Here is a 23,491-nt window from a genome sequence, read left to right as displayed (position 1 = left end):
CCGGATCATCTTGTTGCGGGCACTTGGCTAGAAGTTCGAGTAGCCAACCACACGCCCACCGCCGCCAACAAGAATCCGCCGAGCTTCAGCAGCGTCAGGTGTTCGCCCAGCAACAGATGCCCGAACACCGCGGTGACAGGCGGCATCAGGAAGAACAACGCGGCCACTCCCGTCGCCGCATCGCGGCGGATCAACAGGAACAACAATGCGAAACCGCCGACCGAGTTGACCAACACGGTCCAGGCCAGTGGTTCGTAGAACGCCGTGCTGGCTTCGTAGCGGAATCCTTCGGCCAGGGCCAAGGGCAACAAGGCAAGTGTGGCCACACCGTTCTGGATCGCTAGACCCAGGCGCAGATCGATCTTCGAGGAATAGCGCTTCTGATAAAGCGTTCCCATGCTGATGCCCGCCAAGCCCACCGCCAATGCGGCCCAGGCCCGCAGCGGCGTCGCGCCGTCCACGCGGTCGGCCACGACCAGCAACACGCCGGCGAAACCGAGCAACAATCCACACCATTGCGGCAACGCCAATCGCTCGCTGCCGGCAAGCATCGCGAGGAAAGCCACGAGTAGCGGCATGAGGCCGATCGCCAATGCCGTCACACCGGCACTCGCACCCCAGCCCATGGCCAGATAGACGCCGCCGAACTGCATCGACAGGATCAGCACGCCGGCGACCATGCTGTGCAGCACATCGCGTCGCCCGGCCCGCGTACCCGCCGCTAGCGCGAGCGCGGCAAACACCAGTCCCGCCAACCCAAAACGCCATACCAGCGCGGTGAACGGGGCCGCATGACCCAACATTAGCTTGCCGGCGATATAACCCGTGCACCAGACGACGACGAACGAAATCCCGAGCACGGACAAACCGTTGCTGCTCCGGGCGACTGGCGAGGAATTGCTCATTGCTTGTCCGCGATGCACCGATGCGCATCATCGTTCGCAGCGGCCATCGAGTCATCACGACTTTGGTCGGTTGCCGATCCCGATTTCATCCGCGCTCGAGCATCGCCGGCAACGGACAATGCAGCACGCCGCAGATCGTACGCAGCAGTTCCGATTCGGCCACGCTGACGCGTCCGTCATTGCCGATCGCTGCCGTGATCGCTTCCACCATCACCTGCTTGGCCAGCGGATCCAGCGCGTCCAACCCTTCCCAGACTCCCTCCAGCGCCAGCACGCCTTCGGCCGGCGGCGCATAGGGAAGATGATCGCGCGGTAGCACGCGCTGCAGACCGCTCAGATAGGCATGCTGGGCGGCCATGGCATTGTCGTTGCCGGACTGCGCCACCACCGCCAGCAGGGTCGCGAACTCTTGTTTCACGTTACCAGGCTTGCGGCGGCCGAAGCGGGCGTAACGCGCGGGATCCAGCGATTCGCGCACTTGCACTTCAAGCAGCTTGCCCAGGCAATATTCGAACAGCGACACCTGGCCGTCGGCATGCACCATGGCATGGACGGCGGCGAGGAAGGCGTCGAGCTCCGGCCGCGGTCGCAAGCGCAGGACGGGGAAGGCCAGCGACGCCAGCGGCAACCGCTGCATCGGATGTAGCGAGGGGAGCTGTTGCTCGCGCAACGACCAAGCCTGCGCGGCGACCGTATCGCCCAGCCGTGCGGCGACTTCGATGCGCTGATTGGCGGCGATGGCCGCGTTGTCGTCGACCAGCAGGCCCAGCAGCAGCGGCATGACGCTTTCGCGCTGTGCTGCCAGTTGGCGCAGTTCGGGCGACAGCGACTCGACGATGCTACCCGCGCGGCGGTAGTCGTCTTCTGCAGGCAGGCCCACCTGTGCGGCGATCATCGGCGGAGTGACACTGATCTCGCTCGCGAGCGGCGGAAGCGGCGGTGCGGCGCCGGCCAGGCCCAGCGCGGCGTCTTCCTGCATTCCGTTGGGCGGCGCAGCCATCCAGCGCGCGGCGAGTTGCTGCAGTTGTTGCTCGTTGAACGACGGATCCAGTAGACGGATGCGTTCGACTAGCGGCGGATGGGTAGCGAACAGGCCGGACATCGACAGTCCCTCGCCGAACAGCATGTGGCTGACTTCCTCGGCCTTGGCCTTGTCGGTGAGCTGCGACCCTTCGTGCAGCCCGCCGATCTTCTTCAGCGCGCCCGCCAGCCCCGCGGTCTGGCGCGTGAACTGCACCGCCGACGCGTCGGCCAGCAATTCGCGCTGACGGCTGACCCCGGCCTTGATCATGCGCCCGAAGAACGCGCCGATGCTGCCCACGATTAGTGCGACCAGAGCCACGCCCAGAATCGCGCCGCCATTCTTGCCGCCGCCGCGCCCGTAGATCAGTACGCGCTGACCGATGATGCTCAGCATCATGATGCCGAACAGCGTGCCCATCAGACGGATGTTGAGGCGCATGTCGCCGTTGAGGATATGGCTGAACTCGTGCGCGATCACGCCTTGCAGCTCGTCGCGGTTGAGCCTTTCCAGCGCACCGCGGGTGACGGCGACAGCGGCGTCCGAAGGCGAGTAGCCGGCAGCGAACGCGTTGATGGCCGCCTCGTGCTCCATCACATAGAGTTTGGGCACAGGCACGCCGGAAGCGATGGCGATTTCCTCCACCACGTTGCGCAGGCGCCGCAGCTGGAAATCGGTGGTGTTGGAGGGCACCTCGGTCGCACCCATCTGCAGCGCGACCGATTCGCCGCCGCCGCGTAGCGAAGCCATTCGATACATCGACCCCAGGCCGATCACCAGCACTGTGCCGACCGTGGTCACGAACAACAGCGCCGCGATGCCACCCGCACTCTCCATCTGCGTACCTAGCAGTACCAGCACCGCCAGATCCACCGCCAGCACGATCCCACCCACCGCCAGCGCGAACAGCAACACCATGCGGGTGGAGCTACTGCGTGCCTTGGCCTGGTGCTCGAAGAAGTTCATAGAGGGAGTGATGCCCGAATTAGTTCGCGATTGATACTAGGTTTCTTTCTGCTCTGCTCTGCTTCGCTCTTCTCGTTTTTGCTCTTCTAGCTTTTGACTATCCTCGTGAGGCGCGGCAAGCGGGTCGGGATAAACCCCGCAGGGGCGGCGCACAAGGATGTGCGCCGTTTCCGGAGGCGCAGGAAGCGCCTTACGGAAATTCCCGGCCTGCTTGCGGACCCCACGGCTTTATTGTGGGGCGCGGCGTAGAGCCTGCCCCGTACTTGATACGGGGGCGGCTTTCTTTTGGTTACTTTTCTTTGCCGTTCAAAGAAAAGTGACTCGCGCAACGCGCGAACGCTTTGCTTTGATTGCTTTGATCGGATGGACTCCGCCAAGAGCGCCCCCATCCGCCTTCGGCACCTTCCCCCGCAAGCAGGGGAAGGGTTACTCCATCGAGCAGAGAAGGGTTGTTCGGCTCAGAACTGCACCTTCGGCGCCTCGCGCACTTCCGCCTTGTCCGCCGGAATATCCAGCAACGCCGCTGGCCCGAAATTGAACATCCCCGCCAGCAGGCTGGACGGAAACACCTCGCGCTTATTGTTGAACGCCATCACAGAATCGTTGTACGCCTGCCGCGCGAACGCGACCTTGTTCTCCGTGGTGGTCAGCTCCTCAGTGAGCTGCATCATGTTCTGATTCGCCTTCAGATCCGGATAGGCCTCGGCCACCGCCAGCAGACGCCCCAGCCCCGCATTCAGCTGCCCCTGGGCCGCAGCCAACTGGGCCATCGCCGCGGGATCGCCGGGATTGGCCTTGGCCGCCGAAAGGCCGGATTGCGCTGCGGCGCGCGCGGCGACGACCGCTTCCAGCGTCTCGCGCTCATGGCTCATATAGCCTTTCGCCGTTTCCACCAGGTTCGGAATCAGGTCGAAGCGGCGCTGAAGCTGAACGTCGATCTGGGCGAACGCATTCTTAAACGCGTTGCGGGCAGTGACCAGCCCGTTATAGATGCCTACACCCCACAGCCCGACCACCACCGCAAGGCCCACAATCATCAACAATATGAACAAGATGGTCATCGAACTTCTCCCCGTTTGTGCAATTGCAAAAACCGGCGTTATTATCCGGAACAGAGACAGCTTACGCAGGCGCGACAGACGATGAAAGACAACAGCAATTCGCGGCCTGCACGGTCCATCCGTATTGGACTGCTGGGCCTGCTGCTGCCGTTGACGCTTTCCTCCACCGCGCAGACTCCGATCCGCTGGAATCAGACCCCCACCACTGTCTCAGCGTCCGCCGCTCCCGTTTCGCCCGCTCCTACTTCGCAATACCGCTCTCCCGCACAACCGCAGGCTTATCGCACCAGCTTGGCCAGCCAGCACGTAATGCCGTTGGCGCAAGGGTTCGACGTGGCGGCATTCGAGAACATGGCTAACGCGCTGACCGTGGGCGAGCGCGTGCCGGGTCTTGCCATGGCCATCGTTCAGAACGGACGTGTGCTGAGCGCACGCGGCTATGGCGTGACCGACGTGACCGCGCCGCAATTGGTGGATGGACATACCGTATTCCGGCTGGCGTCGTTGTCCAAGGCTTTCGCCGGCACCATGACCGGTCTGCTGGTCAACGACGGTTCCTTGCGCTGGGACAGCAAGGTCACCGACTACGTGCCCGACTTCCAACTCAGCGATCCGCTGGCGACGCAGCGCGTGACCGTGGCCGACCTGCTCAGCCATCGCGTCGGTCTGCGGAGCCACAACGCCTTCGACCGCGACATCGAGTCCAATGCCGACTACTACGGCGTCTCCCGCAAGCTGGCCTACGCGCCGCTCGATTGCGCGCCCGGACAATGCTATGCCTATCAGAACGTCGCCTTCAGTCTGATTGGCGACGTGGTGTTCGCCGCCACCGGCAGCTTCTACGACCAGGCGGTGGATCGACGCATCTTCAAGCCGCTTGGCATGAACGACGCCAGCATCGGCTTGACCGGCATCGAGAGCAGTTCGCGCTGGGCGCGTCCGCATGTGCGCAGTCGCAACGGCTGGGTGTCGATGATGCCCAAGCCCACTTATTACCGCCTTCCGCCCGCTGCGGGCGTCAATGCCAGCGCAAGCGACATGGCGCAGTGGCTGATCGCACAAACGGGACACCGTCCCGACGTGCTGCCTGCGCCGCTGTTGGCGACCTTGCACGCGCCGCTGATCAACACGCCGGGCGAAATGCGTGCCGGCTGGCGTCGCGAACGCGTCTATTCGGCGAGCTATGCGCTCGGGTGGCGCGTATTCGACTACGCCGGGCATCAGGTGGTATTCCACGCAGGTGCCGTGCAGGGTTACCGGGGTCTGGTAGCGCTGGTGCCGGAACGCGATTTCGGCATCGCCATCCTCTGGAATAGCGACAGCAGCGTGCCTTCCGGGCTGCTGCCCACCATTCTGGATCGCGCGATGGGCTTGCCCGCACAGCAATGGTTGGACGTGCCGATCGGCAGCGACCTGCTGATGGCCGATTCGGATGACACCCCTGCCAACGACAGCGGCAGCTCTTCGAGCAAGGCTTCGGCTTCGCCTAAGTAACCTCGCCTAAATAAAGCTGCATTCCACCTCTCGACGCCAGACAGGCGTCGGATCGCGAGCTTCGCTCTCTTATTCAGCGCGGTCCGCTTTCCAGTACGCCTTTCAGTTTGGCCAGACCTTTTTCGTAGTCCTTGCCGACCATGCCATCGAGCAGAAATGCACCGAACAGACGATTGATCGGGTTGTAGCCATGCTCGCTATCCAGCGACCAAGTCACCCGAGTTCCATTCCCGTCCGGAGTCAATCGGAAAGTCGCCTTGGCCTGGCTGCCGCTGAAATCCAGCGCATTGACGATCCTGCCGTCCGGCACGCTTTCGATGATTTCCTGGCTGCCGCTGCCGACCGAACTATTGCCCACCCAGGCTAACTTGGCGCCGACGCCCGACGCGGGACCGCTATAGGTGTACTTGGCGGAGGGGTCCATTTCGAACCAGGGCGACCATTCGTTAAAGCGGCTGAAGGAATTAAGCGTGGCAAATACTTCCGCCGGGGGGCGCTTGATGACGGTCGATCGTTCCAGGTGGGAGCTCGCCGGCAAGAGCAGTCCGCCCCCGCCGATCAGCACCGCTAGTACCACCATCCCCCACACAAGCCATTTCAGGATTCTCATGCGCGATCTCCCCGGGGGTCTGGGCGAAGGCTACACCCTTAAACCCATAAAAAAACTCCCTCCCCGCTGGGCACCGGGGAGAGAGTTCTATGGCTTACAGGTAATCGGGATTTCTTTTTTTAGATCAGCGGAGCCGGGGTGGGCGGCAGCGCTACCGGAGCCTTTTTCTTTGCCTTTTTGGCAGGCTTCTTGGCGGCTTTCTTAGCAGGCTTCTTCTTGGCAGCCTTCTTGGTAGCTTTCTTAGCGGCTTTCTTGGCCGGCTTCTTGGCTACTTTTTTGGCAGCCTTTTTAGCGGCCTTCTTGGCTGGCTTCTTCTTGGCTACTTTCTTAGCGGCCTTCTTAGCGGTCTTCTTGGCTGCCTTCTTAGCCGGCTTCTTCTTGGCTACTTTCTTGGCGGCTTTCTTCGCTACTTTCTTGGCTGCCTTCTTAGCCGGCTTCTTCTTGGCTACTTTCTTGGCGGCCTTCTTTACTGTCTTCTTCACGGCCTTCTTGGCTGCCGATTTCTTGGCGGCTTTCTTGGCGGGTTTTTTCTTAGCAGCTTTCTTCGTTGCCATGTTATGGCTCCTCGTCAGTGAACTATGGATTGGTGAATCCGTTTACAAAGCCCAGTTGCAATGGAACGCCGCGGGAGTCGGACCCGCAGGCAGCCGCCGTCGCGCCAGGCGCGTCGGAACGGATGGTGGCAAGTCCGGCCAGGAATGGCCGCGACCTGTTCGCGCCAGTCGGCGCGGATGAAAAAACACCCGCGTCGCATACGGCGCGGGTGCGGTATCGGGAATGGGTCTGGGTTTTCGTCGGGGAAGCGAAGCCTGCGTCCGTCATGCCGAGGGCGCGGGTGGGGGGCCGTTTTGTTTTGCTTATTGTCGCGATGACTCGGCTCACTTGCTTCCGCAGAAACGTCTGCTGGGGCGAAACCTAATCACGCTTTTTCGATGTGTCAACAGTTTTGCAAAAATATTTTCGGCCCCGCCCCGACCGCGATCCCGTCGCCAGGACGGCGAACTTCCGCGCATCGCGCCGACGCGAGCGCGCCGACTTCCGCATCGTGGAGACGCTGCATTCAAAAACACCGCGTTTAATGCGGTTTTTTTGTGACAGCGCTTTCGCGCCGACGTACACGTGCTTGCGATCCGCACCGCGCCTGCGTGTCGACGCGACGCCTTCCGAGGAGTGAACGGACGCGTTTGCGACGTTGCCGCGAACCGCTCGTTTCGGCGTCGCACCAGTCCAAATGCGCGGATTTGCGCAAACTTTTTCCGCCGCCGAACGTCGTCGCCGAGACTTCGAAGACGACTTGCGAGGCTCTCGCATCCGCATCGCGATCGTCCGATTCCGATTCCGGCCGCCGCAGCAAAACTCCCGTTTCCGGTTTCGCGGCGGAGCGGAAGACAACTCGGAGGACCGCTTGGCCGCCATTCGTCGGCACGCTACAGACGGAGCTCCGTTGCTCGCGAGAGCGAACTCCGAAAAGCAAACCGGCCGCACAAGGCGGCCGGTAGCGGGAGCTGAGAAGCGGACGGGACGGGATCAGTGATCCTCGTCTTCCAGCAACTCGGCGTAGTCGTCGGGCGCCAGCAGGTCGTTCAACTGGTCCGGCTCCTCGATCTCAAGCACGTAGATCCAGCCTTCGCCATAGGCATCTTCGTTGATGGTTTCCGGCTTGTCGGCCAGGTCCGCATTCACTTCGACCACCGTGCCGGTAAGCGGACTGTAAACGTCCGAAGCCGCCTTCACCGACTCCACCACGGCAGCGGCGTTGCCGGCTTCGACGCGATCGCCGACGTTCGGCAACTCGACGTAGACCAGATCGCCGAGCAATCCTTGCGCGTGGTCCGAAATGCCTACGGTGACGCGGCCACTGCCTTCAACGCGTGCCCACTCGTGGGACTTGAGGAATTTGAGGTCGCCTGGGATCTCGCTCATGTTGCTGCTCCGGGGGATCGGGTTGAAGGGTGGGCGGATGGCGCTAGTTTAACGAAGGAATTCGTCCAGTGGACAAGAAGTCGCGCGCGTTATTCCAGTACGCCGGGTTGCGCCTGGCCTTCGCGCACGAACGGGAATTTCACCACCCGCACCGGCACCTCGCGGCCGCGGATGTCCACGCGCACCGCGCCCCCCGCTCCCAGCGGAATATTGCCGGCCGGCACGCGCGCGAAGGCGATAGCCTTGCCCAGCGTCGGCGAGAAAGTGCCGGACAGGACTTCGCCCTCGCCGCCGGCGGTCAGTACTTTCTGGCCATGGCGCAGCACCCCTTTCTCGTCCATCACCAAGCCGATCAATTGGCGCGGGGCGCCGGTAGCGGCCTGCGACTCCAGCACGGCGCGGCCAATGAAATCGCGCGGCTTCGAATCGGCGCCTTCATCCAGCGCCACGGTCCATGCCAGCGCCGCTTCGTAAGGCGTGGTGGTTTCGTCCATGTCCTGTCCATAGAGATTCATGCCAGCTTCCAGACGCAAGGTGTCGCGCGCGCCCAGGCCCGCCGGTTTCACTCCGGCGGCGAGCAAGGCATTCCAGAAGGCGACCGCCTGTTCCTGCGGCAGCACGATCTCGTAACCATCCTCGCCGGTATAACCGGTGCGGGCGACGAACAACGGCACGCCATCGGAAGTGCGGGCCTCGACCGCGGCGAAGCGGTTCAGCTTGTCGGCAGCGACACGGTCGGAGTCGCGTAGCAGGCCGATTACCCGCGCGCGCGCGGTCGGCCCCTGTACCGCGATCATCGCGAACTCAGGGCGCTCCTGCACCTGCACCTGGAACGCTTGGGCCTGCTTCTGGATCCAGGCGAGATCCTTGTCGCGGGTAGCGGCATTGACCACCAGGCGGAAGAAATCCTCGGCCATGAAATAGACGATCAAGTCGTCGATGACGCCGGCCTGCTCGTCCAGCATGGCGGTGTACAGCGCTTTGCCTGGCTTCTTCAGCTTGTCCACCGAGTTGGCGAGCAGATAGCGCAGGAACTCCCGGGTACGCTCGCCGCGCAGATCGACCACGGTCATGTGGCTGACGTCGAACATGCCGGCATCGCTGCGCACCAGGTGGTGTTCGTCGATTTGCGAACCGTAGTGGATCGGCATGTCCCAACCGCCGAAGTCGACCATCTTGGCGCCGAGCGCGCGATGGGTGTCGTTGAGGATGGTCTTCTGGGTCATGGCCGTGCCTTGCGAAAGAGCGCCATTATCCCAGAACAGGCAGGTACGGGGAGCGATGCATCAAAGCATCGATAGAACCGGCGGTGAGCGGCGGTGGGAGCTGCGTCCCGCCGCGAGCTCTTGATTCTGCTGCTCCCTCTACTTTGATGCCCTCAAAGCAAAAGCTCGCGGCGGGACGCCGCTCCCACTACCACTCTCCACGATTACGGTTCGCCGTAGCCTTCGTTGATGCAGTCGACGCGCGCGGCGTCGACCACCGAGAACTTGCCGCTTTTCAGATCCAAGCGCCTCGCCCAGGCGACATCGGTCAGGTATTCCTGTTCAGCGCCCTGTCGCACCACCGCAATCACCTTGGCATCGTCCACCTTGTCCACGCGGCAGCTACCGGCCTGCCAGAAGAATCCCTTGCCCACTTTCGGATAGACCTGCACGTCGGTGATCTTCCATAGCGCCAGCGGCCCTTCGCGGCCAGCCATGCGGCCGGCCACGACGTAGCGCGGCACAGGCTCGGCGTTCGAATCAGTGCCCGGATCATTGCCTGTGTCGGCCAGCAGCCCGATCGAGAAATCGCATACGCGGTCCGGATCGGCCGAATCGGAAAGGCAAGAGCCGCCGACGTCCTGCAAGCCTTCCGGATACGGCGGCACAGTCTTGCCGATCAGCTCGATCGCGCCCGCAGCCATCGGCAGCGTCGCAAGCACCAGCATGGTGGCGATCCGGGCAGACATGGCTCAGGCCTCTTGCACCTTCAGGATCATGCCGTCCACCGCAACCACCCGCACCGGCGTACCGGCGGGAAGATCGGCGCCTTCCACCACCCAGAACGCATCGGCGATCTGTACGCGCCCACGGCCGTTGACGATGGCCTGGTCCAAGTTGGTCACATGCCCGACCAGCGTGTTGGCGCGCTGGTTGAGGTGCGGTCGGTCGCTCTGCGGTTCGTTTTTGCGGAACCAGCGGCGATAGATCTGAATGGAAACGAAGCTCAAGACGATGAAAGCCGCCACCTGCCCCAACACCGGAATGCCCGGAATCAGCAACACGCCGACGAACACCACCGCGGCGGCCAAGCCCATCCACAGCATGAACGCGCCCGGCGCCATCGCCTCGGCGGCGAATAACAGCAGCGCGATGGCCGCCCAACTAACCACATCCCAACGCATGGCGTTCTCCTTGGCCTGGATGGCTCAGCGCAGGGCCGGCGGTTTGCCGGCGATCTTGGCTTGCTGCTTTTCCAGCGATTCCTTCGCCAGTTCGGCGATGCCGGCGATGGAGCCGATGATGCCGCTGGTCTCCATCGGCATCATCACGAACTTCGCATTGGGCGCGTTGGCCAGTTCACGGAACGCCTCGACGTATTTCTGCGCGACGAAATAGTTGATCGCCTGCACGTCGCCCTTGGCGATCGCGTCGCTGACCATCTGCGTCGCCTTGGCTTCGGCTTCGGCCAGGCGCTCGCGCGCCTCGGCCTCGCGGTAGGCTGCTTCGCGCTTGCCTTCGGCCTGCAGGATGGCGCCCTGCTTCTCGCCCTCCGCGCGCAGGATCTCGGACTGGCGCACGCCCTCGGCTTCCAGGATGGCGGCGCGCTTGTTCTGTTCGGCCATCTTCTGCTGCTGCATGGACTGGATCAGGTTCTGCGGCGGCTGAATGTCCTTGATCTCGATGCGGTTGACCTTCACCCCCCACGGGCTGGTGGCGTGGTCGACCACACCCAGCAGCTTGGCGTTGATGGTCTCGCGCTGGCTTAACGATTCGTCCAGGTCCATCGAACCGATCACGGTGCGGATGTTGGTCTGCACCAGCGCGATCATCGCCTGGTCCAGGTTAGAAACTTCGTAAGCGGCCTTGGCGGCATCGAGCACCTGGAAGAACACCACCCCGTCGACGCGGACCACGGCGTTGTCCTTGGTGATGACGTCCTGCGACGGCACCTCGAACACCTGTTCCATCATGTTGACTTTGCGGCCTACGCCGTACATCACCGGGATCAAGAAGTGAAGGCCAGGGGACATGGTGCTGGTGTACTTGCCGAAGCGTTCGACCGTCCATTCGAAACCCTGCGGCACCATGCGCACCGTCTTGAACAGCACGATCACGCCAGCGACCAGCAGCACGATGGCCAGGAAACCTGTCTCGAACATGTCTACTCCCCTTTCCTTAGATGAAATGGAAGTATAGACGGTGTAGGTCGGGGCTACGCCCCCGACGCGTGGGTTGCGACAGAGCGTCGGCCGCGTAGGGCCGACCTACGTACGGAGCGGCTATTTATCCGATGGCGCCCGCTCAACCCATTCGGCGAACACTTTGTCGATGTCCGCGTCGGCGACCTTCTTGCCTTCCTCGAGATCTCCCGCCTGGGTGAACAGCGGAATGATCATGGCCATGCCGTCTATTTTGGTCTTCAGGTGCAAGCCCGGGGCCTTGTCCAGGAATGCGTCCCAGCGATTGCGCACCTTGGCCCAGTAGTCCTGGGTCGCATCCCAGTATTTGTAGGCCGGATTGAAGTCCACTTCCTTGGTCTTCTGGTAATCGTTGAAGCCGAACTCGCGCGCCAGCTCCACCTGGGTGCCATCGGGCTTACGCAGAACCTTGGTGTTGAACTGCTCGTGAGTCCAGCCATTCGGGGTGATCGTGTGCCGGTTGATCGCCGACACCGCGTTGTAGTCGCTGCGCTTGGTGTACTCGCGGCGCGGCAGCGGACGCCAGCTCAGGTCGCTGGTCCAGGTGGCGATGCCGCTGGCGTAGTCCCAGCGCCCGGTGCCGCAATAGCGCGGCGCGTCGCTGACTTCGAATACGCACTGAGTCCAGGCGTCTTTGTTCTTATCCGCGGGAATGGCGCGTACCGTCCAGGTCTGATCGGCGCTGAACTCGAAGCGGCTGCGCGCTTCGTAGACCCAATCCTGTCGCCAGTGCTTAGTGACGTGGCCGCTCTTCCCGTCCACCAGAATGTGTTGCAGGACGATCTTGGCGGGAGTGTCTTCCACCACAACCACCGTCTCTTTGCCGCCGCTGCGCATCGCTGCCGCGCGTTCGTACCCCGGTTGCAATAGCACGGTTTCGTCGAAGGCGAAATCGACGATGTATTCGCCCTGCATGGCCAGAATAGACTGGCGGTCGCGGGCGGCGCTGGTTGCTTCTTGTGCGGAAGCAATGCCGGAAGCGACGGAGGGCAGAAAAATAGCGATGGCTAGAACGGATTTCATGGTGTCTTCCTGGAAGTGAATCTGACCAGCGGCAGGCCGTGACCGTCCTCCGCCTCGAATTGTGCCGCGGCTCGCGTCGCCGCCAGCGCCGACCGCGCGCAGCAACAGTCGTCCACGCGGATAGTCCCGTCGGCTCCTTCGGCCTGAGCGATGCGTCGCGCCGTAGCTGCGCCCAAGGGCGAAACCGCCGCCAGGCTGGCGGCGAGAACCGGCTGCGCCACCGCTGCGGGCACGGCGTGCAACCTCAGGATGCAGGCCTGCCACTGGTCGCCGCGCAAGCGTCCGGCCAGGCGTCGCCAGAGACGCTCGCCGACTCCGATCGCCGCCTCGACCTCATCACGGCAGAGCAATGACGCCAGCAGTCGGTCCCAGGCCAGGAAGTCGCTGTCCGGCAACAGATACAGACGCCAGCAGCAGCGTCCTTCCGCATCGAAGAACACCAGGCTTTCGCGCAAGCCATCGCTGTCCACGCCGGTGCGCGATTCCACCTGCGCTGCGCGCGCCCAGCCGGAGAGTTCGCTGCCGTGCTGCGGGCGATAAAGGCATAGCACCGTGCCAAGCGCGACTAACTGCTGCGCGCGCGGCAGACCTGAAACTGCCCCATGCGATCTCAGCGCCGTACCGGGCAGTGCGGCCGCCATGCTTACCAGTTCACCGACAGGCTGACCGAGAAATTGCGACCCGGGCTGGTGTATCGGTCGAGCACGGCGCTACCGCCATCGACCAAAGGAACATCGCCCGCTTCGGAATACTTGCGATCGGCAAGATTGAAGACACCGAGGTTGACCGTCGCGCCCGGCGCGAAGCTCCAATGCGCGTACAGATCGACGACGCCGTAGCCGGCCTGTTGGTAGAGACTAGGATCGGAGACGCGGTCCTTGCGGTCGACGAAGCGACCGGCGAGCTCGGCACCCCAGGCATCGCGCTCGTAGGCGATACCCAGCGTCGCGGTCAGCGGGTCGACGCTGTCCAGTGGCACATCGGCGGTTTCATCCTCACCGCGCGACCAGGCCGCGGCGGCACGCAACGACCAGCCTTCCCATTTTTTCGACAACGCGCCGATATCCAGGCCCGCCTTCAGCTCCACGCCATAGATCTTCGCCTCGGCGATGTTCTGCGACTGGTAGACCATCAGGCCTTCATCATTGAATCCGATGAAGCGCAGCGACTCGATGAAGTCGTCGTAGCGGTTGTAGTAGCCCGACATGCTGGCGTAGACGGCATCGCCGGCGAAGCGCAGGCCGGCTTCCAGACCGTCGCTGGTTTCCGGTTTCAGGTCCGGATTGGCGATGGCGGTGTAACCAAACAACAGATTGGTGAAACCGATGTTGACGTCGTTATAAGGCGGCGAACGGAATCCGCGCGCGTAGCCGCCGAACAGCGACCACTGGTCGGCGAATTGCCAGACGGCGCCCAGCTTCGGCGAAACGTTGGTCTCACTGACCTCGCTGACCAGGACCCCAGGGTTGTCCTCGGCGAAGATGTTGTTCACCTCCGGCTTCAGCTTGTAGTGGTCGACACGCAAGGCCGGGATCAGGCGGAAGGCGCCCTCGGCGAAACTGATCTCGTCCTGCAAATACAGCGCTGCCGTCGTGGACTTGCTGATTGGGAAATCCCGCACCGGGAAGACGTCGGGCAGCATCGAGGGCGTGGTGACGCCGGTATTGAGGAAGGTGCGCAGACCATCGCGCTTCTGCCGCGTTTCGCTCCACGACAGATCCAGGCCATAAGCCAGGTCGTGCCGCACACCGCCGGTGGCGAAGCCCTTGCGGAAGTTCGCCTGCAAGCCGTACAGGCGCTGATCGAAGTTGAACTCGCGTTCGCGACGGTCGCGCAGGGTCGGTGGCGGCAGTGTGCGTTCTTCCAGCGTGTATTGAGTGGTCTCGCTGTCCTGGCGATAGACCTGCCAGTCCAGGCTGTCGGCGAAGCCCGCATTTACCGCATCCATCTCATGCGCGAACGAAACCCGCGCGCGGGTCTGATGATCGCGACCCAGCACCAGATTGTTGGTGGCGCCGGTCAGCGTCTGGAAGCCGCGCGAAGTGAGCAGGTCGGTGTCGGTACTATCCTCGTTGCCTTCCACGGTCAGGCGGAAACGCTGGTCGGCGCTGGGCGCGTAGACCAATTTGCTCAACAGACTGCGGCCATCGCGATCCTGCGGATTAGGTTGAGTGCGCGCACCGCCGATGCCACCGACTTCGCCCTGATTTTCTGTTTCTTTGCCCTGGCGATGGCTCACCGCGACCAGGCCCGACCAGTGTTCGCCGCCGAATGCGGCGGTGGCGCCGCCGAACAGTCCATCCCAACTGCCCTCGTAGCCCAGCTTGAAACCAAAGTAGGCATCCTTGCCCTCCTCCAGATAATCCGAAGGCTCCTTGGTGATGAAAGAGACCACGCCACCCAGCGCATCGGAACCGTGAAGAGAGCTGGTGGGACCGCGCACGACTTCGGCCCGCTTGAGCGTATCGAGATCGACGAAGTTGCGGTTGGCGTTGGAGAAACTGCCGATGGAGAATGCGTCCGATACCGGAATGCCGTCGGTCTGGATGCGCACGCGATTGCCGCCGAGCCCGCGGATACGGATATCGCCCAGGCCGAAGCGGCCGAAGCTGCTGCCGACGGTGATACCGGGTTCGTAGCGGAACAGATCCTTCAAGTCGCGCACGAGCAGCTCGTCCATGCGCTCGCGTTCGATCACGTCGACCGTATTGGGAACATCGGCAATGGCCCGCTCGCTGCGCGTGGCGGTGACCTGGATGCGCTCGAGTTCGTCGATGTCTGCGCCGGCATCGGCGGCGGTTTCGGCGTGCGCGGTGGCGGCAAGCGCCAGCCACAGCGCGGAAGCGAGCAAGGTGGGACGGTTCATCGGTTCTACGGGTCCTGTGCAAGGTATGACCCGGTGAGCTGGCGAACCGATGGCTGGCGCTCGGGTGGAGAGAGATGTAACGGCGCGGCGGTCCACGCCACGACCCCGCGTGGCGCAGCGTGCGGGTTGGATTATTTAGTCAGGATCAGCTTGTCGTTGCTGGTGTGGCGCAGGCGATATACGCGATCGCCGTGGCTGATCAGAATTTCGCGGCGCCCATTGAGCAGGCGTTCGCTGCTGAGGGTTTCTTCCACGCGTACCGGCTGGGAGACGACGCGTTCGTGCAGAACCCCTGCCGCTTCGGAGCGGGAAAGTTCGGGGCGTGAAAGGAAGATCGGCTGTGCGCTCATCTGGGTAGCTCCTGTGGGAACAGGATTAGATGATAATGATTCTCATTACTACGTCAAGACCTCTGTTCATTCGGCGGTAGCGACCTCCAGCCGTGTCCATACCGCCTCGTCGTAGCGGTCCACCAGCTCCAATGCGCCTAGGTTCTCCAGCAATTGCGAGGTGCGGCTGGCGCCCAGCATCACCGTGGACACGTGCGGATTGCGCAGGCACCACGCGATAGCCAGCTGCGAAGGCTTCTCGCCCAGCTCCGCCGCCACCGCAGTGAAGCGGCGTACGCGATCGATGCGCCTGTTTCCTTCCTCCCCTATCACCATGCGCTGCAACCACGCATTATCTTTCTGACCCAGCCGCGACTCAGCGGCCACGCCTTCGTTGTACTTGCCGGTCAGCAGGCCCGACGCCAGTGGCGACCAGATGGTGGTACCCAGCCCCAGCTCGGAATACAGCGGCGCGTATTCAAGCTCCACCCGCGTGCGGTGCAGCAGGTTGTATTGCGGCTGCTCCATGGTCGGCGCATGCAGGTGATGCGCGCGCGCAACGCGCGAGGCTTCCTTGATCTGCGTGGCGGACCATTCCGAGGTTCCCCAGTACAGCACCTTGCCCTGGCGGATCAGCGCATCCATGGCCCAGACGGTTTCCTCGATCGGCGTGTCCGGATCGGGGCGATGGCAGAAGTAGAGATCCAGGTGGTCCACGCGCAAGCGCTGTAACGCTGCGTGGCAGGCTTCGAACACATGTTTGCGCGACAGTCCGCGCTGGGTCGGCCTGGGATCGTCCACCGCGCCGAAGAACACCTTGCTGGACACACAATAGCCATCGCGCGGCAGGCGCAGATCGGCGATCACATCGCCCATGACCTTCTCAGCCTCGCCCTTCGCATAGACCTCCGCGTTGTCGAAAAAGTTGACTCCATTGTCGTACGCGGCCGCGATCAGGTTGCGCGCTTCGCTGCGCCCGATCTGGCCGCCGAAGGTGACCCATGCGCCGAAGGACAGCGCCGAAAGCTGCAAGCCGGAGGAACCGAGGCGTCGGTATTGCATGCGTATTGCTCCCAAACGTTTCTGGCGAATGAGAAGAGTTTACTCATGCCAGATGGCGTCCCTGTACAATCGCCGCACTTTCCTCCTCCGGGGAGTAGCCCAACCGCCGCGTGCGGGGTCTGCGCATCAACATACTTGGCCGCATTCCTTATGGAATCCTCGCCATGGTACGCAGGGCCGAAGCTTCGGCTTCGTCGTCGGGCAAGACCGTAGGCAGGCGTTGCGTTACCCGGACCGGGCTGCGTGGCGTTTGCCTTCGCGTCCTTCGCGAATGCCCGGTCCCGGAGTCGATCCATGCTTATCCTGCAAGCCCTGCTGGTTTCCACCGGAACGGTGGCGCTCGCCGAAATCGGCGACAAGACCCAGTTGCTGGCCCTGTTGCTCGCGGCCCGTTTTCGCAAGCCGTGGCCCATCGCCTTCGGCATCCTAGCCGCCACGCTCCTCAATCACGCGATCTCGGCTTGGCTGGGCGCCGAACTGTCCCAATGGCTGTCGCCTGAAATATTGCGCTGGATCGTCACGGGCAGCTTCCTGGCCGTAGCCTTGTGGACGCTCAAGCCCGACAAGCTGGACGAAAGCGAGAACCTGCCAGCGCACGGAGCGTTCATCGCCACCACGATCGCCTTCTTCTTGGCAGAGATCGGCGACAAGACCCAGGTGGCGACCGTGCTGCTCGCGACCAAGTATTCGCCGCTCTGGCAGGTGATCGCTGGCACCACGCTGGGCATGCTGGTCGCCAACTTGCCGGTGGTCTGGCTGGGCCATCGCTTCGCTGATCGCCTACCGCTGAAACTGGCCCGTAGCATGGCGGCGGCGGTGTTCCTGGCTTTGGCGATCTGGGTAGCGCTGCGTGGTATCGGCTGAGCACAGGCTGATTTGCCTTGCCCAGCCTGCTGCCCTGCTCTAGTCTGCTTCGATTCGGGGATCAGGCGGGACTACACATGCTGGAAGGTTTGGGGCGAATCGGATTCGGGTTGTTCGGGCTGGCGGTGCTGATCGGCATCGTGTTTCTGTTTTCCAACAACAAGAAAGCCGTCGACTGGAAACTGGTCGCCACCGGCGTGACCCTCCAGATCGCCTTCGCAGCGCTGGTGCTGCTGGTTCCGGGCGGGCGCGAAGTGTTCGACTGGCTGGGCCAAGTCTTCGTCAAGATCCTCAGCTTCGTGAATGCCGGTTCCAGCTTCATCTTCGGCAGCATGATGGACGTGAAGACCTACGGTTTCATCTTCGCCTTCCAAGTGCTGCCGACCATCATCTTCTTCGCTGCGCTGATGGGCGTGCTGTACCACCTGAACGTGATGCAGGCGGTCGTGCGCGCGATGGCCTGGGCCATCACCAAGGTGATGAAGGTCTCCGGCGCGGAAACCACCAGCGTCTGCGCCAGCGTTTTCATCGGCCAGACCGAGGCGCCGCTGACCGTGCGCCCTTATATTCCCAAGATGACCGAGTCCGAGCTGATCACCATGATGATCGGCGGCATGGCGCATATCGCCGGCGGCGTGCTGGCCGCTTATGTCGGCATGCTGGGCGGCGGCGACCCGGCGCAACAGGCGTTCTACGCCAAACACTTACTGGCCGCTTCGATCATGGCCGCGCCGGCCACGCTAGTAGTCGCCAAGCTGCTCATCCCGGAAACCGGCACGCCGCTAACGCGCGGCACGGTGAAGATGGAAGTAGAGAAGACTTCCAGCAACATCATCGACGCGGCGGCGGCGGGTGCTGGCGATGGCCTGCGTCTGGCCCTGAACATCGGCGCCATGCTGCTGGCCTTTATCGCGCTGATCGCGCTGGTCAACTGGCCGCTGACCTGGTTCGGCGAAGTCACCGGACTGCAGGCCATGCTGGGCAAGCCGACCGACCTGGCCATGATCTTCGGCTACGTGCTGGCGCCCATCGCCTGGGTGATCGGCGTGCCCTGGCAGGATGCCAGCACCGTCGGTTCGCTGATCGGGCAGAAAATCGTCATCAATGAATTCGTCGCCTATCTGCAGCTGGCGGAAATCGTCAACGGCAAAGTGCCGGGCGCAAGCCTGACCGCGGAAGGCAAGTTGATCGCGACCTACGCGCTGTGCGGTTTCGCCAACTTCAGTTCGATCGCCATCCAGATCGGGGGCATCGGCGGATTGGCGCCGGAACGGCGTTCGGATCTGGCGCGCTTCGGTTTGCGCGCCGTACTGGGCGGCACCATCGCCACGCTGATGACCGCGACCATCGCCGGCGTACTGTCGCATTTCGGGTAAACACATGGCTTCGGTAGTGGTAGTGGGTTCCTTCAATGTCGACCACGTGTGGCAATGCGAAGCTTTGCCCGCGCCGGGCGCCACTATTTCGGGCAGCTATACCAGCGGCCCGGGCGGCAAGGGTTTCAATCAGGCCATCGCCGCCGCGCGGGCGGGCATAGGCACCACTTTCGTCTGTGCGCTCGGCGACGACCCGGGCGGTGTGCTGGCGCGCTCGCTGGCCGCGGCAGACGGCGTGGATTTGCGCGATCTGGTTTCGGACCAACCCACCGGCACCGCCGGCATCTACGTGGAGACGCGCGGACGCAACACTATCGTGATCGGCCCTGGTGCCAACGCTTCGCTGACTCCCGCTTTCGTGCGTTCACAGGATGAGGTAATCGCCGCCGCAGGCGCCTTGCTGGTGCAACTGGAGTCGCCGGGCGAAAGCATCATCGCCGCACTGGAACTGGCGCGGGCGCATGGGATCGTGGGCGTGTTGAATCCTGCGCCCGCCAATGCCGCGACCAGCATCGAATTGCTGGCGCTCGCCGACATCCTCACCCCGAACGAAACCGAATTCTCCGCCCTGGTCGCCCGCCATATCGGCGAGAAGATCGAGCCGGACGATGTCGGCGCCACCGATGGCGTCAGCCTGCACGCGCTCTGCCGCGAGTTGCTGGCGCATGGCACGGTGGTGTTGACGCTGGGTTCGGCGGGCGTGTTCGTATCGCACGCCGAGGACGCATTGCGCGGGGACGCCAAATCCCATTACCGCCTCGCCGCCGAGCAGGTCGAGGCCATCGACACCACCGGTGCGGGTGATGCCTTCAACGGCGCGTTGGCCGCTTCGCTGGCCGGCGACGCGAATCTGGCATTCGCCGACCACGTGCGTTTCGCCAACCGCTACGCGGCGGTGTCCACGGAACGGGCCGGCGCCGCCCTGGCCATGCCGCGCCTGGCCGAAGTCGCGGCGCGCTTCGATATCGCCGACTCCGGCCCCTAAGCGTCCCGTTACAATGCCGATATGCAGATCGGCCCGCATTCGATAGCTCCCGCACTGATCCTGGCCCCCATGGCCGGAGTCACCGATAAGCCGTTTCGGCAACTGTGCAAACGGCTGGGCGCGGGGCTTGCGGTATCGGAAATGACCACCGGCAATCCGCAGCTGTGGCATACACGGAAATCGTTGCATCGCATGGACCACATCGGCGAACCCGCGCCGATCAGCGTGCAGATCGCTGGTACCGAACCCCAGATGCTGGCCGGTGCGGCCCGCCACAATGTCGATCACGGCGCGCAGATCATCGACATCAACATGGGCTGTCCTGCGAAGAAAGTCTGCAACGCCTGGGCGGGCTCTGCACTGATGCGCGACGAGGCGCTGGTCGCGCGCATCCTCGAGGCGGTGGTGCGGGCCGTGGACGTACCGGTGACATTGAAGATCCGCACGGGATGGAACAGCGAGAACCGCAACGGCCTGCGGATCGCAAGGATCGCCGAGAACGCCGGCATCGCCGCACTAGCGGTGCATGGCCGCACCCGCGATCAGCAGTACACCGGGGTGGCCGAATACGACACCATCGCCGAGATCAAATCCGCATTGCGTATTCCGGTGATGGCCAATGGCGACATCGATTCCCCGCACAAAGCGGCTTTCGTGCTGCAAACCACGGGTGCCGATGCCTTGCTGATCGGTCGCGCCGCGCAGGGCCGGCCATGGATCTTCCGCGAAATCGCCCATTACCTGGCCACGGGCGACCTGCTGCCGGCGCCTACGCTGCGCGAAGTGCGCGAAATCCTGCTGGGTCACCTGCATGCGCTGCACGATTTCTACGGCGAGCATCAGGGCGTGCGTATCGCGCGCAAGCATCTGGGCTGGTACGCCAAAGACCGGCCGGAGAACGCGGCGTTCCGCGCGGTGGTCAACCGCGCCGAAAGCGCGGACGGGCAATTGCGCCTGACCCGCGATTACTTCGACGCCCTGATTGCCGGCGTTGTCCCCGAGTTATCCGCAGCGGCTTGATCCGATCCGCCTGGGTCACCCGTTGCAGGCAACCCGCACTCCACGGAGGAATGTCATGAGCGATCCGTCCAGCACCACCGAATTCCCTTATCTCCACGGCTTTTCCGAAGTGGAGCAGGCGCGCCTGGTGAAGCAGGCCCAGATCGCCGAATCGACCATCTTCCATGACATCGATTACGCTGGCGCGAGCCGCCTGCTGGAAGTGGGCAGCGGTGTCGGTGCGCAGACCGAAATCCTGCTGCGACGGTTCCCCGCACTGCATGCAACCTGCGTGGATCTGAGTCCGGCGCAGCTGGGCGCCGCGTCCCGACGGCTGTCGGCGATGCCCTGGCTGGAGGGGCGTTATGCGTTGCAACAGGCGGACGCCACCGATCTGCCGTTCGCGCCGCGCAGCTTCGATTGCGCCTTTCTGTGCTGGGTGTTGGAACACGTCCCTTCGCCGGCGCGGGTGCTCAACGAAGTGCGGCGGGTGCTTTCCCCGGGTTCGCCGGTGTACATCACCGAAGTGATGAACGCTTCTTTCCTGCTCGATCCGTATTCGCCCAATGTGTGGCGCTACTGGATGGCGTTCAACGACTTCCAGATCGACAGCGGCGGCGACCCGTTCATCGGCGCCAAGCTCGGCAATCTGTTGCTGGCCGGCGGTTACCGCGACGTCTCCACGCAGATCAAGACTTTCCACTTCGACAATCGCGAACCGGCGCGACGCAAGACCATGATCGCGTTTTGGGAAGAGTTGCTGCTGTCAGCTGCCGACCAACTGCTGGCCGAGGGCAAAGTCACCGACGATGTTGTGGAAGGCGTGCGTCGCGAGATGCACCAAGTACAGAACGACCCCGATGCAGTGTTCTTCTACTCGTTCGTACAGGCGCGCGCGACCGTTTACTGAGCGGCTTTGCCAAGCTTGGCGAAGGAGTTGTCCGGGCATGGTGAAAGTATCGTCGAGTAGCCGAAAACATCGTGTTTCATGATGCGCGATGCGATTCAACGACATCGCGAAACGACAACCATGGCATAGGTAACGGTGCTTTCCGGCACTCGTTCTTCCGACATCTCCGGCGCATAAATGATCTTGCCGGACTAGCCCCGCCGGACCATGGATTCCCCCTTTCCACGGAAGAGCCAAGCTTCAGGAGAACATCATGAAAACCAATCTACTGACACTGACTATGTTGGCCGCGATCGCCGCCCCCGCGGCTGCGCGGGACTCCACCGTAACCCTTGCGCCCATCCCCGCAGCATCCGACGACACGCAGCAGCAGGTCACTGTAAAGCAACTGGCGGACGAAACCGGCCTGACTCCTCGAGGCGTCCGCATGGTGGTCGGTGCACGCAGTGGTTACGCGGAATACCGCGTCAGCTTCGATCGCGCGCAAAAGCAGTTCAGGAATGCGCTGGGCGAGGAACGCTTCAACGATCTGATGGCCGGACGCAGGATCGAGCTCTACCACCAAAAGGCGGCCACGATCGCCAGGGTCGACGCCAAACCTGCGATCAATCGGCCGTAGTGGGAGTTGTTTCAGGATCCGGCATGCGCCAGATCCTGTGCCACAACGCCGTCAGCGCCTCCTTCAATTTGCCGGACGCCACCGGCGCACGGTAGGCGTCCTGCACCTGCCGTGGCGGAATCGCCCGCCACCGGCCGCCTTGGCGCACGGCAACGACGAAGCTGAAGTTGTAGTCCGGTTCCAGTCCCATGCGGAGGTCGCTGAGTACCAGTTCGTTGCCAACGGCCTGCGCCCGCATGAATCCATGGTTGAACCAAGCCAGCTCCTGCACCGCTTCGATGTTCTTGGCTTCGGCCAGCGCCTGCACGTTGGACTTGTAGCCCTTGAAGTCCATCGCGCCATGATCGGCCACCAGCGAGCGGTCACCGATTACATAGCCATCGGGGGTCATCGCCACCACCCGCCACAGCAGGGTATTGAGCGGCATGGGTACGGAAAAGCGCGGGGCATTTTGCAGACCCATCGCGGCGAGGTCGCGATCGGCCTGCTCGTCGATCAGGGACTTGGCCACCAACGACCAACCTAGGTACGCGGTGCTCAACGCCAGGCCGGCGAGCAGCGCGCGCTGCGCCTTCGTTTTTTCGCGTGCGAACCAGGCGATCACACAACCCGCCAACAGCCATACCGTATACATCGGATCGATGATGAACAGGCTGGAGCCCATCACCGGCGGCGTGTGCATCGGCCACAGCAGCTGCGTGCCGTAGACGGTGAAGGCATCCAGCAGCGGATGCGTCACCAATGCCAGCTGGATGGCCCAAAACCACCTGACCGGCGATTCCGCCACGCGCTTGCCGCGAGTCCTGCACAGCCACCAGATCAGACAGCCTAGTATCGGCAGCACGAACAACGAATGGCTGAAGCTGCGGTGCACCGTCATCAGCGATACGGGATCGCTGGTGGACAAGGCGATGAATAGCGAGTCCAGATCCGGCAGGGTGTTCAGCGCTGCACCGGCCAACAGGGCGGCGCGTCGGTGTTTAGCGGGAGCAATGGCGGCGGCGATGGCGCCGCCGAGGAACAGGTGGGTAACGGAATCCATATCCAGATGCTAACAGTCCCTGTGCCTGCT

At 63.1% G+C, this 23,491-nt stretch carries 23 protein-coding genes; 7 read left to right on the top strand and 16 right to left on the bottom strand.

What is annotated here, in order from left to right; all coding sequences use genetic code 11:
- Positions 1 to 5: 5 nt before the first annotated feature.
- The 3 genes from AC1DTQ_RS14010 to AC1DTQ_RS14000 all read right to left on the bottom strand — a co-directional run bounded on the left by AC1DTQ_RS14010 (position 6) and on the right by AC1DTQ_RS14000 (position 3,953).
- Positions 6 to 905 carry a DMT family transporter gene (locus tag AC1DTQ_RS14010; protein ID WP_477850371.1) on the bottom strand — a complete coding sequence of 300 codons (900 nt, stop codon included), beginning with the start codon at positions 903 to 905 and terminating at the stop codon, positions 6 to 8.
- A gap of 85 nt (positions 906 to 990) precedes the next feature.
- Entirely contained in the window at positions 991 to 2,892 is a 1,902-nt protein-coding gene (locus AC1DTQ_RS14005; RefSeq protein ID WP_477850369.1) for a M48 family metallopeptidase, read from the bottom strand.
- A 458-nt stretch (positions 2,893 to 3,350) separates the two neighbouring features.
- Positions 3,351 to 3,953: a LemA family protein gene (locus AC1DTQ_RS14000; protein ID WP_477850368.1), complete on the bottom strand. Its 603-nt coding sequence runs from the start codon at positions 3,951 to 3,953 to the stop codon at positions 3,351 to 3,353.
- Positions 3,954 to 4,034: 81 nt separating this feature from the next.
- Between AC1DTQ_RS14000 and AC1DTQ_RS13995 the strand changes: the two genes are divergently transcribed.
- Positions 4,035 to 5,447 carry a serine hydrolase domain-containing protein gene (locus AC1DTQ_RS13995; protein ID WP_477850367.1) on the top strand — a complete coding sequence of 471 codons (1,413 nt, stop codon included), beginning with the start codon at positions 4,035 to 4,037 and terminating at the stop codon, positions 5,445 to 5,447.
- A 73-nt stretch (positions 5,448 to 5,520) separates the two neighbouring features.
- Here the strand turns inward: AC1DTQ_RS13995 and AC1DTQ_RS13990 are convergent, their stop codons facing one another.
- The 12 genes from AC1DTQ_RS13990 to AC1DTQ_RS13935 all read right to left on the bottom strand — a co-directional run bounded on the left by AC1DTQ_RS13990 (position 5,521) and on the right by AC1DTQ_RS13935 (position 16,666).
- Positions 5,521 to 6,057 (bottom strand): SRPBCC family protein, encoded by a 537-nt coding sequence (locus AC1DTQ_RS13990; protein ID WP_477850366.1) that lies wholly within the window; start codon positions 6,055 to 6,057, stop codon positions 5,521 to 5,523.
- A gap of 119 nt (positions 6,058 to 6,176) precedes the next feature.
- Entirely contained in the window at positions 6,177 to 6,611 is a 435-nt protein-coding gene (locus AC1DTQ_RS13985) for a hypothetical protein (RefSeq protein WP_310089679.1), read from the bottom strand.
- Between the two features lie 973 nt (positions 6,612 to 7,584).
- Positions 7,585 to 7,980: a glycine cleavage system protein GcvH gene (gene gcvH, locus AC1DTQ_RS13980; protein ID WP_310089678.1), complete on the bottom strand. Its 396-nt coding sequence runs from the start codon at positions 7,978 to 7,980 to the stop codon at positions 7,585 to 7,587.
- Between the two features lie 89 nt (positions 7,981 to 8,069).
- Positions 8,070 to 9,206: a glycine cleavage system aminomethyltransferase GcvT gene (gene gcvT, locus AC1DTQ_RS13975; protein ID WP_477850365.1), complete on the bottom strand. Its 1,137-nt coding sequence runs from the start codon at positions 9,204 to 9,206 to the stop codon at positions 8,070 to 8,072.
- A gap of 203 nt (positions 9,207 to 9,409) precedes the next feature.
- Positions 9,410 to 9,934: a hypothetical protein gene (locus tag AC1DTQ_RS13970; protein WP_477850363.1), complete on the bottom strand. Its 525-nt coding sequence runs from the start codon at positions 9,932 to 9,934 to the stop codon at positions 9,410 to 9,412.
- 3 nt (positions 9,935 to 9,937) lie between these two features.
- Positions 9,938 to 10,369: an NfeD family protein gene (locus AC1DTQ_RS13965; protein ID WP_477850362.1), complete on the bottom strand. Its 432-nt coding sequence runs from the start codon at positions 10,367 to 10,369 to the stop codon at positions 9,938 to 9,940.
- Positions 10,370 to 10,393: 24 nt separating this feature from the next.
- Complete coding sequence (locus AC1DTQ_RS13960) at positions 10,394 to 11,347, bottom strand: SPFH domain-containing protein (RefSeq protein WP_310089674.1); 954 nt, start codon at positions 11,345 to 11,347, stop codon at positions 10,394 to 10,396.
- Positions 11,348 to 11,467: 120 nt separating this feature from the next.
- Entirely contained in the window at positions 11,468 to 12,409 is a 942-nt protein-coding gene (locus AC1DTQ_RS13955) for a DUF6607 family protein (protein ID WP_477850361.1), read from the bottom strand.
- Positions 12,406 to 13,050: a Hemin transport protein gene (locus AC1DTQ_RS13950; RefSeq protein WP_477850359.1), complete on the bottom strand. Its 645-nt coding sequence runs from the start codon at positions 13,048 to 13,050 to the stop codon at positions 12,406 to 12,408. The genes AC1DTQ_RS13955 and AC1DTQ_RS13950 overlap by 4 nt, the downstream gene beginning before the upstream one ends.
- Positions 13,051 to 13,052: 2 nt before the next feature.
- Positions 13,053 to 15,275, bottom strand: a complete 2,223-nt coding sequence (locus AC1DTQ_RS13945) for a TonB-dependent hemoglobin/transferrin/lactoferrin family receptor (protein WP_477850358.1) — start codon at positions 15,273 to 15,275, stop codon at positions 13,053 to 13,055.
- A gap of 131 nt (positions 15,276 to 15,406) precedes the next feature.
- Positions 15,407 to 15,625, bottom strand: a complete 219-nt coding sequence (locus AC1DTQ_RS13940) for a hemin uptake protein HemP (RefSeq protein ID WP_477850357.1) — start codon at positions 15,623 to 15,625, stop codon at positions 15,407 to 15,409.
- 66 nt (positions 15,626 to 15,691) lie between these two features.
- Positions 15,692 to 16,666, bottom strand: a complete 975-nt coding sequence (locus AC1DTQ_RS13935) for a potassium channel beta subunit family protein (RefSeq protein ID WP_477850356.1) — start codon at positions 16,664 to 16,666, stop codon at positions 15,692 to 15,694.
- 294 nt (positions 16,667 to 16,960) lie between these two features.
- Between AC1DTQ_RS13935 and AC1DTQ_RS13930 the strand changes: the two genes are divergently transcribed.
- The 6 genes from AC1DTQ_RS13930 (at position 16,961) to AC1DTQ_RS13905 (ending at position 22,419) form a co-directional block, all read left to right on the top strand.
- Positions 16,961 to 17,530 (top strand): TMEM165/GDT1 family protein, encoded by a 570-nt coding sequence (locus AC1DTQ_RS13930; RefSeq protein ID WP_477850355.1) that lies wholly within the window; start codon positions 16,961 to 16,963, stop codon positions 17,528 to 17,530.
- Positions 17,531 to 17,607: 77 nt separating this feature from the next.
- Positions 17,608 to 18,906, top strand: a complete 1,299-nt coding sequence (locus AC1DTQ_RS13925; RefSeq protein ID WP_477850354.1) for a NupC/NupG family nucleoside CNT transporter — start codon at positions 17,608 to 17,610, stop codon at positions 18,904 to 18,906.
- A 4-nt stretch (positions 18,907 to 18,910) separates the two neighbouring features.
- Entirely contained in the window at positions 18,911 to 19,891 is a 981-nt protein-coding gene (locus AC1DTQ_RS13920) for a ribokinase (protein WP_477850353.1), read from the top strand.
- Between the two features lie 21 nt (positions 19,892 to 19,912).
- Complete coding sequence (gene dusB / locus AC1DTQ_RS13915; protein WP_477850352.1) at positions 19,913 to 20,911, top strand: tRNA dihydrouridine synthase DusB; 999 nt, start codon at positions 19,913 to 19,915, stop codon at positions 20,909 to 20,911.
- Positions 20,912 to 20,966: 55 nt separating this feature from the next.
- Positions 20,967 to 21,800: a class I SAM-dependent methyltransferase gene (locus tag AC1DTQ_RS13910; RefSeq protein ID WP_477850351.1), complete on the top strand. Its 834-nt coding sequence runs from the start codon at positions 20,967 to 20,969 to the stop codon at positions 21,798 to 21,800.
- 253 nt (positions 21,801 to 22,053) lie between these two features.
- Positions 22,054 to 22,419, top strand: coding sequence for a hypothetical protein (locus tag AC1DTQ_RS13905; RefSeq protein WP_477850350.1), 366 nt, complete (start codon positions 22,054 to 22,056; stop codon positions 22,417 to 22,419).
- Here the strand turns inward: AC1DTQ_RS13905 and AC1DTQ_RS13900 are convergent.
- Positions 22,406 to 23,461 (bottom strand): metal-dependent hydrolase, encoded by a 1,056-nt coding sequence (locus tag AC1DTQ_RS13900; RefSeq protein WP_477850349.1) that lies wholly within the window; start codon positions 23,459 to 23,461, stop codon positions 22,406 to 22,408. The two genes, AC1DTQ_RS13905 and AC1DTQ_RS13900, sit on opposite strands and share 14 nt — an antisense overlap.
- Positions 23,462 to 23,491: the final 30 nt, after the last annotated feature.

The organism is Pseudoxanthomonas sp. P4_B2, from assembly GCF_056402315.1.
Note: the sequence above shows the minus strand (reverse complement) of the source record. Positions and strands in the feature narration are given on the sequence as shown.

Coding starts and splice junctions, on each gene's coding strand:
- AC1DTQ_RS14010 (WP_477850371.1), bottom strand. CDS start 905: ATGAGCAATTCCTCGCCAGTCGCCCGGAGCAGCAACGGTTTGTCCGTG.
- AC1DTQ_RS14005 (WP_477850369.1), bottom strand. CDS start 2,892: ATGAACTTCTTCGAGCACCAGGCCAAGGCACGCAGTAGCTCCACCCGC.
- AC1DTQ_RS14000 (WP_477850368.1), bottom strand. CDS start 3,953: ATGACCATCTTGTTCATATTGTTGATGATTGTGGGCCTTGCGGTGGTG.
- AC1DTQ_RS13995 (WP_477850367.1), top strand. CDS start 4,035: ATGAAAGACAACAGCAATTCGCGGCCTGCACGGTCCATCCGTATTGGA.
- AC1DTQ_RS13990 (WP_477850366.1), bottom strand. CDS start 6,057: ATGAGAATCCTGAAATGGCTTGTGTGGGGGATGGTGGTACTAGCGGTG.
- AC1DTQ_RS13985 (WP_310089679.1), bottom strand. CDS start 6,611: ATGGCAACGAAGAAAGCTGCTAAGAAAAAACCCGCCAAGAAAGCCGCC.
- gcvH (WP_310089678.1), bottom strand. CDS start 7,980: ATGAGCGAGATCCCAGGCGACCTCAAATTCCTCAAGTCCCACGAGTGG.
- gcvT (WP_477850365.1), bottom strand. CDS start 9,206: ATGACCCAGAAGACCATCCTCAACGACACCCATCGCGCGCTCGGCGCC.
- AC1DTQ_RS13970 (WP_477850363.1), bottom strand. CDS start 9,934: ATGTCTGCCCGGATCGCCACCATGCTGGTGCTTGCGACGCTGCCGATG.
- AC1DTQ_RS13965 (WP_477850362.1), bottom strand. CDS start 10,369: ATGCGTTGGGATGTGGTTAGTTGGGCGGCCATCGCGCTGCTGTTATTC.
- AC1DTQ_RS13960 (WP_310089674.1), bottom strand. CDS start 11,347: ATGTTCGAGACAGGTTTCCTGGCCATCGTGCTGCTGGTCGCTGGCGTG.
- AC1DTQ_RS13955 (WP_477850361.1), bottom strand. CDS start 12,409: ATGAAATCCGTTCTAGCCATCGCTATTTTTCTGCCCTCCGTCGCTTCC.
- AC1DTQ_RS13950 (WP_477850359.1), bottom strand. CDS start 13,050: ATGGCGGCCGCACTGCCCGGTACGGCGCTGAGATCGCATGGGGCAGTT.
- AC1DTQ_RS13945 (WP_477850358.1), bottom strand. CDS start 15,275: ATGAACCGTCCCACCTTGCTCGCTTCCGCGCTGTGGCTGGCGCTTGCC.
- AC1DTQ_RS13940 (WP_477850357.1), bottom strand. CDS start 15,625: ATGAGCGCACAGCCGATCTTCCTTTCACGCCCCGAACTTTCCCGCTCC.
- AC1DTQ_RS13935 (WP_477850356.1), bottom strand. CDS start 16,666: ATGCAATACCGACGCCTCGGTTCCTCCGGCTTGCAGCTTTCGGCGCTG.
- AC1DTQ_RS13930 (WP_477850355.1), top strand. CDS start 16,961: ATGCTTATCCTGCAAGCCCTGCTGGTTTCCACCGGAACGGTGGCGCTC.
- AC1DTQ_RS13925 (WP_477850354.1), top strand. CDS start 17,608: ATGCTGGAAGGTTTGGGGCGAATCGGATTCGGGTTGTTCGGGCTGGCG.
- AC1DTQ_RS13920 (WP_477850353.1), top strand. CDS start 18,911: ATGGCTTCGGTAGTGGTAGTGGGTTCCTTCAATGTCGACCACGTGTGG.
- dusB (WP_477850352.1), top strand. CDS start 19,913: ATGCAGATCGGCCCGCATTCGATAGCTCCCGCACTGATCCTGGCCCCC.
- AC1DTQ_RS13910 (WP_477850351.1), top strand. CDS start 20,967: ATGAGCGATCCGTCCAGCACCACCGAATTCCCTTATCTCCACGGCTTT.
- AC1DTQ_RS13905 (WP_477850350.1), top strand. CDS start 22,054: ATGAAAACCAATCTACTGACACTGACTATGTTGGCCGCGATCGCCGCC.
- AC1DTQ_RS13900 (WP_477850349.1), bottom strand. CDS start 23,461: ATGGATTCCGTTACCCACCTGTTCCTCGGCGGCGCCATCGCCGCCGCC.